The 15,146-nt window shown below is 53.4% G+C and carries 14 protein-coding genes; 3 read left to right on the top strand and 11 right to left on the bottom strand.

The window, feature by feature from the left end; genetic code table 11:
- Positions 1-181: 181 nt before the first annotated feature.
- Positions 182-1,375 carry a multidrug efflux MFS transporter EmrD gene (gene emrD, locus D6C13_RS12865; RefSeq protein ID WP_120133135.1) on the top strand — a complete coding sequence of 398 codons (1,194 nt, stop codon included), beginning with the start codon at positions 182-184 and terminating at the stop codon, positions 1,373-1,375.
- 63 nt (positions 1,376-1,438) lie between these two features.
- Here emrD and glpX read toward each other — a convergent pair whose 3' ends face one another.
- The 3 genes from glpX to D6C13_RS12880 all read right to left on the bottom strand — a co-directional run bounded on the left by glpX (position 1,439) and on the right by D6C13_RS12880 (position 5,009).
- Positions 1,439-2,449 (bottom strand): class II fructose-bisphosphatase, encoded by a 1,011-nt coding sequence (gene glpX / locus D6C13_RS12870; RefSeq protein WP_120133136.1) that lies wholly within the window; start codon positions 2,447-2,449, stop codon positions 1,439-1,441.
- Between the two features lie 142 nt (positions 2,450-2,591).
- Positions 2,592-4,115, bottom strand: a complete 1,524-nt coding sequence (gene glpK, locus D6C13_RS12875) for a glycerol kinase GlpK (protein ID WP_120133137.1) — start codon at positions 4,113-4,115, stop codon at positions 2,592-2,594.
- Positions 4,116-4,160: 45 nt separating this feature from the next.
- On the bottom strand, positions 4,161-5,009 hold the full coding sequence (locus tag D6C13_RS12880) for an MIP/aquaporin family protein (RefSeq protein WP_120133138.1): 849 nt from the start codon (positions 5,007-5,009) through the stop codon (positions 4,161-4,163).
- Between the two features lie 576 nt (positions 5,010-5,585).
- Between D6C13_RS12880 and zapB the strand changes: the two genes are divergently transcribed.
- Positions 5,586-5,825, top strand: a complete 240-nt coding sequence (gene zapB / locus D6C13_RS12885) for a septal ring assembly protein ZapB (RefSeq protein ID WP_013577585.1) — start codon at positions 5,586-5,588, stop codon at positions 5,823-5,825.
- 64 nt (positions 5,826-5,889) lie between these two features.
- Here zapB and rraA read toward each other — a convergent pair whose 3' ends face one another.
- From rraA to priA, 7 genes are all read right to left on the bottom strand, one after another.
- The gene (rraA, locus tag D6C13_RS12890) at positions 5,890-6,375 is read right to left on the bottom strand and encodes a ribonuclease E activity regulator RraA (RefSeq protein WP_120133139.1); all 486 of its coding nucleotides are present in this window, start codon (positions 6,373-6,375) and stop codon (positions 5,890-5,892) included.
- A 120-nt stretch (positions 6,376-6,495) separates the two neighbouring features.
- Positions 6,496-7,422 carry a 1,4-dihydroxy-2-naphthoate polyprenyltransferase gene (locus tag D6C13_RS12895; RefSeq protein WP_120133140.1) on the bottom strand — a complete coding sequence of 309 codons (927 nt, stop codon included), beginning with the start codon at positions 7,420-7,422 and terminating at the stop codon, positions 6,496-6,498.
- A 96-nt stretch (positions 7,423-7,518) separates the two neighbouring features.
- The gene (hslU, locus tag D6C13_RS12900; RefSeq protein WP_120133141.1) at positions 7,519-8,853 is read right to left on the bottom strand and encodes an HslU--HslV peptidase ATPase subunit; all 1,335 of its coding nucleotides are present in this window, start codon (positions 8,851-8,853) and stop codon (positions 7,519-7,521) included.
- A 12-nt stretch (positions 8,854-8,865) separates the two neighbouring features.
- Positions 8,866-9,396 carry an ATP-dependent protease subunit HslV gene (hslV, locus tag D6C13_RS12905; protein WP_056774599.1) on the bottom strand — a complete coding sequence of 177 codons (531 nt, stop codon included), beginning with the start codon at positions 9,394-9,396 and terminating at the stop codon, positions 8,866-8,868.
- Between the two features lie 115 nt (positions 9,397-9,511).
- Complete coding sequence (gene ftsN, locus D6C13_RS12910; protein ID WP_120133142.1) at positions 9,512-10,450, bottom strand: cell division protein FtsN; 939 nt, start codon at positions 10,448-10,450, stop codon at positions 9,512-9,514.
- A gap of 120 nt (positions 10,451-10,570) precedes the next feature.
- Positions 10,571-11,599 (bottom strand): DNA-binding transcriptional regulator CytR, encoded by a 1,029-nt coding sequence (gene cytR / locus D6C13_RS12915; RefSeq protein ID WP_120133143.1) that lies wholly within the window; start codon positions 11,597-11,599, stop codon positions 10,571-10,573.
- A 203-nt stretch (positions 11,600-11,802) separates the two neighbouring features.
- A complete protein-coding gene (priA, locus tag D6C13_RS12920; RefSeq protein ID WP_120133144.1) occupies positions 11,803-13,998 on the bottom strand; it encodes a primosomal protein N' in 2,196 nt (731 codons plus the stop codon).
- Positions 13,999-14,199: 201 nt separating this feature from the next.
- Here priA and rpmE point away from each other — a divergent pair, with 201 nt between their 5' ends.
- Positions 14,200-14,412 carry a 50S ribosomal protein L31 gene (gene rpmE / locus D6C13_RS12925; RefSeq protein ID WP_112289349.1) on the top strand — a complete coding sequence of 71 codons (213 nt, stop codon included), beginning with the start codon at positions 14,200-14,202 and terminating at the stop codon, positions 14,410-14,412.
- A 153-nt stretch (positions 14,413-14,565) separates the two neighbouring features.
- On the opposite strand, the gene metJ is transcribed toward rpmE, so the two are convergent.
- Positions 14,566-14,883 carry a met regulon transcriptional regulator MetJ gene (gene metJ / locus D6C13_RS12930; RefSeq protein WP_004392248.1) on the bottom strand — a complete coding sequence of 106 codons (318 nt, stop codon included), beginning with the start codon at positions 14,881-14,883 and terminating at the stop codon, positions 14,566-14,568.
- Positions 14,884-15,146 lie beyond the last annotated feature (263 nt).

Genomic DNA, 15,146 nt, shown 5'->3' on the forward strand with positions numbered 1-15,146 from the left:
TTTTCGTACACCCAGCGTTACACCGCTGGCTTGTCCTGCTGCCACTCAGAGGACAGGAGAGTTCACCCCGACATTCGCTTATTCATCCTAATTTGTTAACTTATGCGCCGCCGCACATCCGGCCTTTTTACTGGTTATTTGTTCTGCACTTTTCCAACACTGTCTGATAATGAACTAAAAAATGAAAAAACTGGAAAACATTCACCTGCTTGTAATGCTGATTTTGCTGGTCGCCGTTGGCCAGATGGCGCAGACTATTTATGTGCCGAATATCGCGGATATGGCCACCAGTCTGGCGGTAAAACCTGGTGCGGTGCAGCGCGTGATGGCGGCCTATCTGCTGACGTACGGTGGCTCGCAACTGATATACGGCCCGCTCTCCGATAACGTCGGGCGTAAACCGGTGATCCTGACCGGTCTGATGATTTTCCTGATTGGCGCGGCGGGCGCGATGATGTCGACCAGTCTGAATATGCTGATCCTGGCCAGTGCAGTTCAGGGGCTGGGTACGGGCGTGGCAGGCGTGATGGCGCGAACCATGCCGCGTGATTTATACAATGGTGGCGCGTTACGTCATGCCAACAGCCTGCTGAATATGGGTATTCTGGTCAGTCCGCTGCTGGCGCCCGTTATCGGTGGGGCGTTGTCGGCGTGGCTGGGCTGGCGCGCCAGTTTTGGGTTTCTGTTAATCTTGTGCGCGGGCGTGGCGTTTTCGATGTACCGCTGGTTGCCGGAAACCCGTCCGGAATTCACGGCTGATAATCCACCGCGCAAAATGCTCGCCAGCCTGCGGTTATTACTGGCTGATGCAAACTTCAGCCGTTATCTGGTGATGCTGGTCGGCGCGCTGGCCGGTGTGGCGGTATTCGAAGCCAGCTGCGGCGTGCTGATGGGGGGCGTTCTCGGGCTGAGCGGGGTGATGGTCAGCATCCTGTTTATCCTGCCGATCCCTGCGGCATTCTTCGGTGCCTGGTATGCCGGGCGCACGGAGAAAAGCTTCCAGCAACTGATGTGGCATTCGGTCATCAGTTGTCTGCTGGCCGGGCTGGCGATGTGGATCCCAGGCTGGCTGGACATTATGAATATCTGGACGCTGATCGTTCCCGCTTCGCTGTTCTTCTTTGGCGCAGGCATGTTATTCCCGCTGGCGACCACCGGGGCAATGGAGCCTTTCCCGTATCTGGCGGGTGCGGCAGGTGCGCTGGTCGGTGGCTTACAGAATATGGGATCAGGGCTGGTGGCGTGGATGTCCGCTATGCTGCCACAAACCGGTCAGTTCAGTCTCGGTTTGCTGATGTTTGCGATGGCAGTGCTGATTTTACTGTGCTGGTGGCCAATGTCGAACCGTCATCAGGAGCAGGGCCATACGGTCTGAAACCGCGTCCGGCACATAAAAAAGCAGAGCCTGAGCTCTGCTTTTTGTCTTTCAGGCGCCCGGTCAGATAATAAATTCGTGCAGTGCGGCGTCTTTACGGTCGAGATAATGCGTCGAACGGATGCGGCGGATGGTGCGGGATTTACCACGGATCAGCAGCGTTTCGGTAGTCGCCATATTTCCCTTGCGGCTGATACCATCCAGCAGATCGCCTTTGGTAATGCCCGTTGCGGAGAAAATCACGTTATCGTTGCGCGCCATATCATCAAGCAGCAGCACTTTCCCGGCTTCAATCCCCATCGCCTGACAACGTGCCAGTTCGTCTTCGCCCATGCGGCGGTTTTCCGGCGTATCGCCTTTCACGTCATGACGCGCCAGCAGGCGGCCCTGCATATCGCCATCCAGCGCGCGGATCACCGCAGCGGAAATCACGCCTTCCGGTGCGCCGCCGATGCCGTACAACACATCCACTTCGCTTTCCGGCATACAGGTCAGAATGGTTGCCGCCACGTCACCGTCCGGGAAGGCGAACACACGCACGCCTGATACCAGCATTTCACGGATAGCGTCGTCATGGCGGGGTTTCGCCAGCACAGCGACAGTCAGTTCGGTCAGGGGTTTATCCAGCGCTGTGGCGATATTCGCCAAATTCTCAGCCAGCGTCAGGTTCAGGTCAATAGCGCCTTTGGCAGCTGGCCCGACGGCGATTTTCTCCATGTACATGTCTGGCGCGTTGAGAAACGACCCTTTGTCGCCCACGGCCAGCACGGCCAGCGCATTGGATTGTCCCATTGCGGTCATACGCGTGCCTTCAATCGGATCGACCGCGATATCCACCGCATCGCCATTACCGGTACCGACCTTTTCGCCGATGTACAGCATCGGCGCTTCATCGATTTCCCCTTCGCCAATCACGATAGTGCCGTCGATATCAACTTTGTTGAGCATGATGCGCATGGACTGCACGGCAGCGTTGTCGGCGAGGTTTTTATCACCCCGGCCCAGCCATTTATAACCGGCGAGCGCGGCAGCTTCGGTCACGCGGGAAAACTCGATTGCTAATTCACGTTTCATTGGAAAGCCTGTAGAAAGAAAAAAAGAGGTCGGTGAGGCAGGGCTCATCTGTGGAGCGATTTTAGCACAACGGGGAATGGGCATAAAAAAACTCCCCATGCGGGGAGTTTCAGAAAGTGGTGTTGGCGGTAATCTCTGACGATTATTCGTCGTGATCTTCCCAGGAGCGAACGCGTGCCACCGCTTTTTGCCAGCCTTTATAGCGGACATTGCGTTCCGTCGTTTCGATGCTTGGGCGGAATTCACGTTCAATAGAGGCTTTGCTGCGGACTTCTTCCAGATCGTTCCAGAAACCGACGGCCAGACCTGCGAGGAAAGCAGAACCCAGCGCGGTAACTTCCAGCACTTCAGGACGCTCAACGCGGGTGCCCAGAATGTCTGACTGGAATTGCATCAGGAAGTTGTTAGCAACCGCGCCGCCATCTACGCGCAGGGATTGCAGACGAGCGCCTGAGTCAGCCTGCATCGCATCCAGCACGTCACGGGTCTGGTAAGCGATAGATTCCAGCGTTGCGCGGATGATGTGGTTGCTGTTCGCGCCACGGCTCAGACCGAAGATTGCGCCACGGGCATACGGGTCCCAGTAAGGCGCACCCAGGCCAGTAAAAGCAGGCACCACGTAAACGCCGTTGGTGTCTTTCACTTTAGACGCGAAATATTCGGAGTCGGTTGCGTCACTGATCAGTTTCAGCTCGTCGCGCAGCCACTGAATAGATGCCCCGCCAACAAACACCGCGCCTTCCAGTGCATAGTTCACTTCACCACGCGGACCGCAGGCGATGGTGGTCAGCAGACCGTTTTTAGAGGTAACCGCTTCAGTACCGGTGTTCATCAGCAGGAAGCAGCCGGTGCCGTAAGTATTTTTCGCCATACCCGGTTGTACGCACAGCTGGCCATACAGTGCTGCCTGCTGGTCACCCGCGATACCGGCGATTGGAATACGCGTACCGCCTTTACCACCGATGTTGGTCTGACCATAAATTTCAGAAGAAGGGCGCACTTCCGGCAGCATTTCACGCGGAATATCCAGCGCTTCCAGCATACGGTCGTCCCACTTCAGGTCGTGGATGTTGAATAGCATGGTACGTGAGGCGTTGGTGTAATCCGTCACGTGAACGCGTCCCTGAGTCATTTTCCAGACTAACCAGGTGTCCACGGTGCCGAACAGCAATTCGCCAGCTTTAGCACGCTCGCGGGAGCCCTCAACGTTATCGAGGATCCATTTCAGTTTGGTACCGGAGAAATACGGGTCAACCACCAGGCCGGTGTTGTGACGGATGTACTCTTCCATGCCGTCTTTTTTCAGCTTTTCACAGATGTCAGCAGTACGGCGGCATTGCCACACAATCGCGTTATAGATTGGTTTGCCGGTTTCTTTTTCCCACACGATGGTGGTTTCACGCTGGTTGGTGATACCAATACCGGCGATCTGATCGGAGTTAATGTCGGCTTTCGCCAGCACTTCCACCAGCACCGAGCTTTGCGATGACCAGATTTCCATCGGGTCATGCTCAACCCAGCCAGATTTAGGGTAGATCTGGGTGAATTCGCGCTGTGAAACGCTGACGATATTGGCATCGTGATCCAGAACCACGGCGCGTGAACTGGTCGTACCCTGGTCGAGGGCGACAATGTATTTTTTTTCGTGAGTCGTATCTGCTGACATAATGTTCATCCTGCGAATAAGTAAGCTGTGGAACAGTTTAGCCGATCAGGCCTTACGCTGTTTGGTTGGCTGCGGCGCTTTATCTTCTGCCGGCACATTAATCTGATGTGGCAGATGGCGACTAATCAACGCTTTATAACCGGCGGCACCCAGGGCAGCACCCACCAGCGGACCGAAAATTGGCACCAGGAAATAAGGAATATCGCGGGCACCGGTGAAGGCAACTTTGCCCCAGCCAGCGAAGTACGCGAAAAGCTTAGGACCGAAGTCACGAGCCGGGTTCAGGGCGAATCCGGTCAAAGGACCCATTGATGCGCCGATAACCGCAATCAGAATACCGATCAGCAGCGGTGCCAGCGGGCCACGCGGCAGGCCGTTGCCGTCATCGGTCAGGCCGAGGATCAGTGCCATCAGTACGGCGGTGATCACGGTTTCAACAAAGAATGCCTGCAATACGCTGATGTGCGGGTTTGGATAGGTAGAGAAAATACCGGCCAGATCCAGACTTTCGACACTGCCGCGCACCATGTTGTGGCTTTGCTCGAAATCGAAGAACAGATTGTAGTACAGGCCATAGACCAGTGCGGCGGCGCAGAAGGCACCTGCGACTTGCGCCACGATGTAAGGCAGAACTTTGCGTCCTTCAAAGTTCGCGAACAGACATAAGGCGACGGTTACAGCCGGGTTCAGGTGTGCGCCTGAAATCGCGGCGGTCAGGTAGATGGCCATTGCCACACCAAACCCCCAGACGATACTGATTTCCCACTGGCCAAAGGTAGCTCCGGCCAGTTTCATTGCTGCGACACAACCCGCACCAAAGAAAATGATAAGCCCGGTACCTAGAAACTCAGCGATGCACTGACCTTTTAATGTGGAACTCATGGTTTGGCTCATAGTTTGATCCTGCTAAGGATGATGTTAATGGTTAGTTATAGTTTTTCTATCATGCGTACGTGAACGTAATCGGATTTTGACGTTCCTCATTAAATGAGAACGTAATGTGAATTTATCGTTAACGAGCATAAACGAGAAATAGCGAAATCAAATTTTGTGTGTTGTGTCATAAAAATGAGCGATTTCGCGTATTATTGGAGCGTCAGGCACAGTGGAAAGTCCGTGATTTAACATTTCAGGGCCGCTTTTGAGGTAAACGAACACGAAAGGGGATTTCAGTATGGTCGCCAAGGTTATTCGGTATTAAGGCTGATTTCTGGCGGCTGACGCAGCTTTTTAGGCATTTCCTGATATCCGGGGCAGTAAAATTGCAACAGACTGCGTGGATAAAGGGGTTCCTGGTAGACAGGGCAAAGCTGGCTACATACAATCACCCGTTAAGACACCTGACGTTTCAACGAAATTCTGATTTGAATTCGTTATGAAAATCGGCGGAGTGCAGGAATTTTTGAGCCGTGTCCGGACGATGCGGCAGAACATAAGATGTGCGCCTTGCGAACATAAGGGGACCGAAAAATGTCATTTGAAGTATTTGAGAAATTAGAAGCTAAAGTTCAGCAAGCGATTGATACCATCACTCTGTTGCAGATGGAAATCGAAGAACTGAAAGAGCAGAACAACACCCTGTCTCAGGAAGTTCAGCAGGCCAGCGGCAACCACGAGTCTCTGGTGCGTGAAAATGCGCAGCTGAAAGAAGAACAACACGTATGGCAGGATCGTCTGCGTGCACTGTTGGGAAAAATGGAAGAAGTCTGAGTACTTCCGCCATTAAATGAAAAAGGACGCTGAGGCGTCCTTTTTTGTGTCTGAAAACAGGGGCTTATTCGATATCGAGCGCATCTTCTGACAGCACAATGCCGGTATTGTCGGCATACAGATGATCGCCGGAGAAGAAGGTGACGCCGCCAAAATTGACACGAATGTCGCTTTCGCCGATCCCTTCACTGCCTGCGCCCGCAGGAATAGCTGCCATCGCCTGAATGCCGATGTCGAGCTCTTCCAGATCGTCCACCTGACGGACTGCACCGTAAATCACAATGCCTTCCCATTCGTTTTGCAGCGCCTGGCGTGCCAGTCCGGCATCCAGCAATGCGCGACGAACAGAGCCGCCACCATCGACCACTAAAACGCGGCCACGGCCATTTTCTTCCAGCAGATCATAAAGCAAGCCATTATCTTCGAAGCATTTCACTGTCGTGATTTGCCCGCCAAATGAAGTACGGCCGCCAAAGTTGGAGAACAGGGGTTCGACGACATTCACTTCTTCATGGTAGATGTCGCAAAGTTCGGAAGTATCGTATTTCATAGGATTTCATCTGGTTGCTGCATGAGTGTTCAGTATATCCCTTTCCGGCAGATGTTGGCAAAATCATCAATTGTTAAATGTGAAAAGTGGGCCGAGAAACGCACATCAGGCCAACTTGGCTCAGTTCAGCAACAGACCTATTGCAAACAAGACGTTAGTCAGCAACGCCGCTTTCACCATATGTTCCAGCAGGGGACGTACTTCCGTAGAGGTTTTGGCCCGCATCACGCGCATGACGTGTTTTGCCAGCATCGGAATGGCCAGAATAAACAACCAGCCGGTCCAGTGAGGCAAATGCACGGCGGAGAAGATTGCCAGACATACGACAGCGGCTGTCAGAATGGTTGCATGATAGCGACGGGCATTGACCGGGCCGAGACGCACCGCCAGCGTGTTTTTGCCATTTGCGCTATCGGTTTCGATATCGCGCAAATTATTGATATTCAGAACGGCAGTTGAGAGCAAACCGGTTGCTGTTGCCGGTAGCATCACAATCCAGTCAAAATATCCTGCCTGTAAATAGAACGTGCCCGCAACGCTTATCCAGCCGAAGAAAATCAGCACAGAAATATCGCCAAGCCCCATGTAACCGTAAGGACGGGTGCCGACGGTGTAGGTGATAGCCGCGCCGATCGAAAGCAGACCGAGGATCAGGAATCCCACCACGTCGCTTGGTTTGTGGCAGGCGACGGCAATCAGCGCAATCCCGCAAACAATGGTCAGCGCGATAGTCAGCATGATGGCACGTTTCATCTGCGCGGCCGTGATCAGACCTTTTTGCATACCGCGCAAAGGCCCGACGCGATCGGGCGTATCGCTGCCTTTTTCGGCGTCACCATAGTCATTGGCCAGATTCGACAGAATTTGCAGACATCCGGCAGTCAGCAAAGCCAGCAGCGCGGTAAGAGGGTGGAAAACGCCTTGCAGGCTGGCAATAGCAGAACCCATGACGATAGAGGCAAAAGCCAGGGGCAACGTTTTCGGACGCAGGCTTTCCAGCCACGCGCGGGCAGGTGTCGTCGGGGGGCAGGGAGTCATTGTGCTCATAGGTGATTTCGCTCAGGTGAAGAATCAGTCCGAATCAAAAAAAATCAGGGAGGCAAAACGCCTCCCTGAAGATCACTTTCGGAACGTATGAGCAAATTATAAGATAAAACGGCTCAGATCTTCATCAGCTACCAGCTGGTCAAGGTGGCTTCTAACATAATCTGCATCAATGTTTATAGAGATACCGTTACTTTCACTGGCGTCATAGGAGATATCTTCCATCAGACGCTCCAGAACGGTATGCAGACGACGCGCACCGATGTTCTCGGTCGTTTCGTTGACCTGCCATGCCGCTTCGGCAATACGACGGATGCCGTCAGCCGTGAAATCAATCGTCACGCCCTCGGTTGCCATCAGCGCTTTGTACTGATGCGTCAGTGAGGCACTTGGCTCAGTCAGGATACGTTCGAAGTCTTCAGTCGACAGCGCCTGCAGTTCCACACGGATTGGCAGACGGCCCTGCAATTCAGGGATCAGGTCTGACGGACTGGCCGTCTGGAAGGCACCGGAAGCGATAAACAGAATGTGATCCGTTTTCACCATGCCGTGCTTGGTCGAAACCGTGCACCCTTCCACCAGCGGCAGCAGGTCGCGCTGAACGCCTTCACGGGAAACGTCAGGACCGGAACTCTGGCCGCCGCGTTTACAGATTTTGTCGATCTCATCGACGAACACGATACCGTGCTGCTCAACGGCTTCGATGGCCTGCTCTTTCAGCTCTTCCGGGTTAACAAGTTTCGCCGCTTCTTCTTCAACCAACAGCTTGTAAGCTTCTTTGATTTTCAGTTTGCGCGGTTTCTGTTTCTGAGCGCCCATGCTCTGGAACATCGACTGCAGCTGATTGGTCATTTCTTCCATGCCCGGAGGGGACATGATTTCCACACCCATTGGCGCAGAGGCCAGATTGATTTCGATTTCTTTATCGTCGAGCTGACCTTCGCGCAGTTTCTTGCGGAAGTTCTGACGTGCGGCAGAAGGTTCCTGCGCCTCGTCGGACTGTCCCCAGTTGTTTTTAGCCGGCGGGATCAGCACGTCGAGAATACGTTCTTCGGCCATTTCTTCGGCGCGGTAACGGTTTTTCTCAATCGATTGCAGGCGCACCATTTTCACGGCGGAATCGGTCAGATCGCGGATAATAGAATCCACTTCTTTACCGACATAACCCACTTCGGTGAATTTAGTGGCTTCCACTTTGATGAACGGCGCATTAGCCAGTTTGGCTAAACGACGCGCGATTTCGGTTTTACCGACACCGGTCGGGCCGATCATCAGAATATTTTTCGGTGTGACTTCATGGCGCAGCGCTTCATCAAGCTGCATGCGGCGCCAGCGGTTACGCAAAGCAATGGCCACAGCGCGTTTCGCTTTATCCTGGCCAATGATGTAGCTGTCTAACTCGCTGACAATCTCGCGCGGGGTCATCTCAGACATAATTTTCGATCCTTACGCTTTAGAAGACAATTCTTCAATAGTGTGGAATTGGTTGGTGTAGATGCAGATATCACCCGCGATGCTCAGCGATTTTTCGACGATATCGCGTGCGCCAAGCTCGGAGTTTTCCAGCAATGCGCGGGCTGCCGCTTGCGCGTATGGGCCACCGGAACCAATCGCGATCAGATCGTTTTCAGGCTGAATAACGTCACCGTTACCGCTGATGATAAGCGATGCGTTCTCATCCGCCACGGCCAGAAGGGCTTCCAGACGACGCAACATGCGGTCGGTACGCCAGTCTTTTGCCAGTTCAACGGCCGCTTTCACCAGATGACCCTGGTGCATTTCCAGTTTGCGTTCGAACAGTTCAAACAGCGTGAAGGCATCAGCCGTACCGCCAGCAAAACCGGCGATCACTTTATCGTTATAAAGGCGACGTACTTTTTTGACGTTGCCCTTCATGACGGTATTTCCCAATGTGGCCTGGCCATCACCACCAATAACGACCTTGCCGTTGCGGCGTACACTTACAATTGTTGTCACGAGCGGTACCTCGTTGCAGACGGAAAAGATCCCCGCAGGTTTGCAGGACACTGAATGTGTCTCACAAACTTACGGGGCATATTGAAAGTATAGATTGGGGAAGGATTACGGGTTTTCAACCCCCGGTTGCGACGGGAATGCAACCGGATATGCCAGCGCCTTTGAGGCGCGATAGTGTGCTGTCAGCACCAGAACGGCTGTTGTACGGGCCGATGACGACGCGACTCCAGCCACCGCCGTTAGTGATCCGGCCTTCAAAACCTTCGAATGCCAGCTTGGCACGCTGAGATTCCGCCTGATCAGACCCTTTGAACGAACCGCACTGAACCAAAAAGTGCTGGGTTTTTTCCTGCGCTTTCGGTTTCTCTGGCGTGACCTGAGTGATCGCTGCCGGTTGTTGCGGTTTCGCCACTTCTTTCGGCACCTCTTTCACCGGCTCTTTAACCTGTGGTTTCGGTTTTGGCTGAACGGGCTGTGTTTGCACCTGAGCCTGCGGCGCACGCACCGGCTGAGTCTGCGGCGTATAGGTCGGTTGTGGCTGGACCTGACGCGGCTGAGTCTGTACCGGTTGCTGTTGCTGAACCTGACGCTGTGCTGGCGCTGTACGTGCTTGTGTCGCCTGATTCGGGTCGTTATACGGCACTTCCGACAGTTGTGTCGGGGTCTGGCGCATATCGGCCTGCATCTGTTCGAGCAGCTGACGTTGTTCCGGCGTCAGTTGTGTTTTGGATTCGACCTGGCCGCCCGCCGTCGGTTCGGTTGGCGTAGTCACGCCCATCTGGCGGTTTTCCAGCTCTTTGATGTAGCGCCAGCGTTCTTCTGGCTTAGGTGGCAATCCATTACCCGGACGGACAGCGTGCGTCGGTAATACCGCCGCTTCTTCATGTTTATTGTGCGCAATAAAATAGAGGCCACCGACAAACACCACCAGCACCGCAACGGCTAACACCACCATGGTTTTGGAGATCGTTGGGGAACTGCGTTTTTTACTCCGGCTGGTACTTTTCCGCCGCGCTCCTGAGCGCCCACGGCTTACATAGTCTCTTTGTGCCACTATCGTTTCGCTGTGTCGTGATGAATGAAGAAGTGCGTCATGTTACTCAACCCTGAACATTTACTGAAATTAAAACTCAATTGCTGAAATTAAAATCACTGAATAGTAATCAAAACTGACTCACGCTTTGGGGGCGGCGGTGCTTTCCCGCACGACCAGTTCGCTATCGAGCAGCAGTGAACCGCTTTGTACCTGATTTCCCTGCAACTGCTCAAGTAATAATAACATGGCCTGACGACCAAGCTGGAATCTTGGCTGCGCGACAGTGGTCAACGGAGGGTCGGTATACTGGCTGGCCTTAATGTCATCGAAGCCGACGACCGACAGATCCTCCGGGATGCGCAGACCCATTTTTTTCGCCTGGAACATCGCGCCAATCGCCATAATATCGTTATGACAGAAAATCGCCGTCGGCGGCTGTGCCAGTGACATCAGTTCGGTAACCGCCTGAGCTCCGGATTCATAGCTAAAGTCACCGTGTACGCTCAGCTGACTTTCGACGCTCAGCCCGTTGCGGCGCAGCGCCTGCACGTAGCCTTGTGAACGGTACTGGCACAGCGGCATGTGTTTCGGCCCGGCGATGCAGGCAATGCGCTGATGGCCGAGTTTCAAAAGATAATGCACAGCTTCAAAGGCGGCAGTCAGATTATCGATGTGTACCGTTGGCAGTTCGAGTTCTGGCGCAAATTCGTTGGCCATCACCATCGGCGGCAAATTGCGCTGTTCTTCTTTGCTGGCGTCGAAAGGTAAATCGGAGCCGAGCAGCAGCATGCCGTCAATTTGCTTGGTAATGATCAGATTGATGAAGGTTTTTTCTTGCTGATTCTGCTGGGCACAATCGCCAATAAGCACCAGATAGCCGCTTTCAGCCGCCGTTCGTTCGATCCCCTGGATCAGGTCGGCAAAAAACGGATCGCAGATGTCCGGGACGATCACCAGGATCGTACGCGATTCGTTACGTTTCAGGTTGCGGGACAAGGCGTGAGGAGAATAACCCACAGCCATGACGGCCTGATCAACCTTCTGACGGGTAGAGGCGGAGACTTTCTCCGGATTCATTAACGCGCGGGATACCGTTGCTGTTGAAACGCCTGCCTGTTCAGCCACATCTTTCATTGTCGCGGCGGGTAATTCTTTCTTGTGCTCCAACGTCTCTCTCCTTGCAACAGCATCAAACTGACACAACAACATCAACATTCCTCACCTGGCTACCGATGATGTGTAGCACATCACATTCTAAACAGAATGTGAGTAGGATTTGTTACCTAATTTGCATTAAAAGTGTGATGCAGATGCTTTTTTCGATCCATCACGCAGAAATCCTGACTAATTATGCGGATTTCCCTCAGGGATCAGCTGTCAATCGGGTCTACATCCAGCGTCCATTTCACTTTTTTAGCTTGCGGCAGGCTGGCAATCAATGGCTGAGAACTTTTGATCAGATGCTGCAAAACGCGTCGTGAAGGATGCTGTAACAGCAACTGCCAGCGGAAGCGTCCGCTGCGTTTGGCCTGCAAGGCGGGAACAGGCCCTAAAATCCACAGCGAATCATCTTTCAGCGGGCTCGATTCGAGCAGATTGCGTAACTGCTGGAGAAACAGCGCCGACTGCTGATTATCGTGATCTTCAGAGCGGATCAGAATATGGCTGGTAAAAGGAGGAAGAAACACGCTCTTGCGCTCCGCCAGCGTTTGCCTGGCGAACTCGTCATAACCTTGCTGCAACAGAACCTGCAATAGCGGATGTTCAGGATGATGCGTTTGCAGGACCACTTCCCCTGGCTTACCGGCACGTCCGGCACGACCGGATACCTGCGTATAAAGCTGGGCAAAGCGCTCGGCAGACCGGAAATCCGCCGAGAACAGCGCGCCGTCGACATCCAGTAATGACACCAGCGTGACATCGGGAAAGTGATGCCCTTTTGCCAGCATCTGCGTACCGATAAGAATACGCGCGCCTCCGCGATGAACTTCATTCAGATGCTGTTCCAGCGAGCCTTTGCGGCTGGTGGTATCGCGGTCAATACGCGTGATAGGCGTATCCGGGAACAACGGCGCGATTTCGTTTTCCAGCTGTTCAGTACCGACACCAACGGAAACCAGCTGCGTCGATCCGCAGTGCGGACACTGATGCGGCACGGCGCGCTGACTGTCGCAATGGTGGCAACGCAGCTGACGCTGATTCTGGTGGATAGTGTAATAGTGGTCGCAGCGCTGACATTCAGCAATCCAGCCGCATTCATGGCAAAGCAGGGCGGGCGCATAGCCACGACGGTTGAGGAATAACATCACCTGATTGTCGGCTTTCAGATGTTCATGCATCTTCTGAATTAACGGCTGCGACAGCCCGACTTTCAGCTGCAATCCTTTTAAATCCAGTAAATTCTGGCGGGCGAGTTTGGCATTCCCGGCGCGTTTGGTCAGTTTCAGCTGGCGATATTTACCCAGTTCCACGTTGTGCAGGGTTTCCAGCGCAGGCGTCGCAGAGCCCATAATAATCGGGATATTTTCAGCATGAGCGCGGTATACCGCCAGGTCACGCGCGTGATAGCGCCAGCCTTCCTGTTGTTTATAAGAGCTGTCGTGCTCTTCATCGATAATAATGACGCCCAGCCGTGCGAACGGCGTAAACAGCGAAGAGCGCGTGCCGATGACAATCCCCGCTTCGCCATTACGCGCCCGCAGCCAGACCGCGAGACGTTCGCTGTCGTTCAGGCCGGAATGCAGCACATCTACCGGCGCGCTGAAACGTTCGCGAAAACGCGCGATGGTTTGCGGCGTCAGGCCGATTTCCGGCACCATCACCAGCGCCTGACGGCCCTGCGCCAGAATGTTTTCCAGTACGCTCAGATAAACTTCTGTTTTCCCTGAGCCGGTCACACCGGCCAGCAGCCACGCAGAAAATTGCTGATCTTCACTGCGGATGGCGCCAACGGCGGTGGCCTGTTCAGTATTGAGGCGTAAACGCTCGCCGATCACCGAGAAATCTTTGCGCCAGTCGAGCGTGGCGGGGGCGATGCTGCGTAAATCCGTCAGCCCTTTGGCGCGCAGTGCCTGCAACGCCGTGTCCGTCAGATCAAGATCCGCGACCTGATGGCGATACAGTGGTTTTTGCATCAGCGCGGCCATCGCCTGTTGTTGCTTAGGCGCGCGTTTGAGGCTGTCGAGCGGCGTAGCGCGCCCCTGTTCGGTGGCAAACCATTGCCATAGCGGAGTGAGTTCGGCGGGTTTCCCCTGACGCAGTAAAACCGGCAGTGCATGGAACAGCACTTCACCAATCGGATAATGATAATAGTCGGCAGCCCAGAACAGGATGCGCCACAAATCAGGGGTAAAAAGACCGGAACTGTCGAGCACTTCGCGTACAGGTTTCAGCTTATCCAGGCCAAAATCGCTGGATTCACTGACGTTAACCACAATGCCGATAGCGTCGCGTTTACCGAAAGGCACACTGACCCTGCAACCCTTTGAAACCGGCATATCAGGCGGCAAAAGATAGTCGAAAGTACGGGCGAGCGGGACGGGTAAAGCAACGTGGGCAACAGGCATTGTGGGTCCAGACTATAAAAAAATGACGAGATAGTGTACACTGTGTCCTTCGAAATGCATGAACATCATTGCGCGGTTCTCAGAGATTCTGTATGATTCGCCGCCTTTGGTGCATTTCGTACTCAAAGCCTATCATCCACTACGCGTGGTGTCTGACAGAACAGGGTTGGATAGCGACGCGGCCTTAAGAAGAGGTTTTCCATGAAAAAAGGTATTCACCCTAAATACGTAGAAGTTACTGCAAACTGCTCATGCGGTAACGTTATCAAAACTCACTCAACTGTGGGTCATGATCTGAACCTGGACGTTTGTGGCGAATGTCACCCGTTCTACACTGGTAAGCAACGTGAAGTCGCTACCGGTGGCCGCGTTGACCGCTTCAACAAGCGTTTCAGCGTTCCAAGCAGCAAATAAGCTACGCTTGAGAGCAAAAAAAGGCGCCTTTGGCGCCTTTTTTGTTGCCTGCCGTTTCACTTCCCGCCAGACACATCTTCTCTTATCACAAAGACACTGAAAAAACGCGCGACGGTTCGCACGGTCTTTCAGCACTTCTTTGCAAAATCGCGATCAATATTCCCAGGTATCAGGATCCACACCCAGTTCACGCATCAGGATCTTCGCCGCTTCCGGGATTTCGTCACTGCGTTCTTTACGCAGGTCTTCGTCATTCGGCAAAGGCTGACCGGTGAAGGCATGAAGGAAAGCTTCGCACAATAATTCACTGTTGGTCGCATGACGCAGGTTGTTCACCTGGCGACGGGTGCGCTCATCAGTCAGAATTTTGAGGACTTTCAGCGGAATGGATACCGTAATTTTCTTAACTTGTTCGCTTTTCTTACCGTGTTCAGCGTAAGGGCTGACATATTCGCCGTTCCACTCAGCCATGGGACACCTTAAATTTATCAAAAAAATAAAATTCTGAAAACCGCGTGATTATGCCCGATTTTCACTGTTCTCACTAAATAAATGTCGGAATTTGACAGGGATATCTCACGATTTCCTCTGCGGCATTGTTGGTTTTGTCACCTTGCGCTTAACGACCTCCGCGCGACAGTTCTGCCTGACATCTTCATTAACGCCATAATTTTAGCGGGTATTGCTCTGTTGCTCAATCTATACGCAAAGAAGTTTAGATGTCCAGATGTATT

This window comes from Rahnella woolbedingensis (assembly GCF_003602095.1).
Classification (GTDB): Bacteria; Pseudomonadota; Gammaproteobacteria; order Enterobacterales; family Enterobacteriaceae; genus Rahnella; species Rahnella woolbedingensis.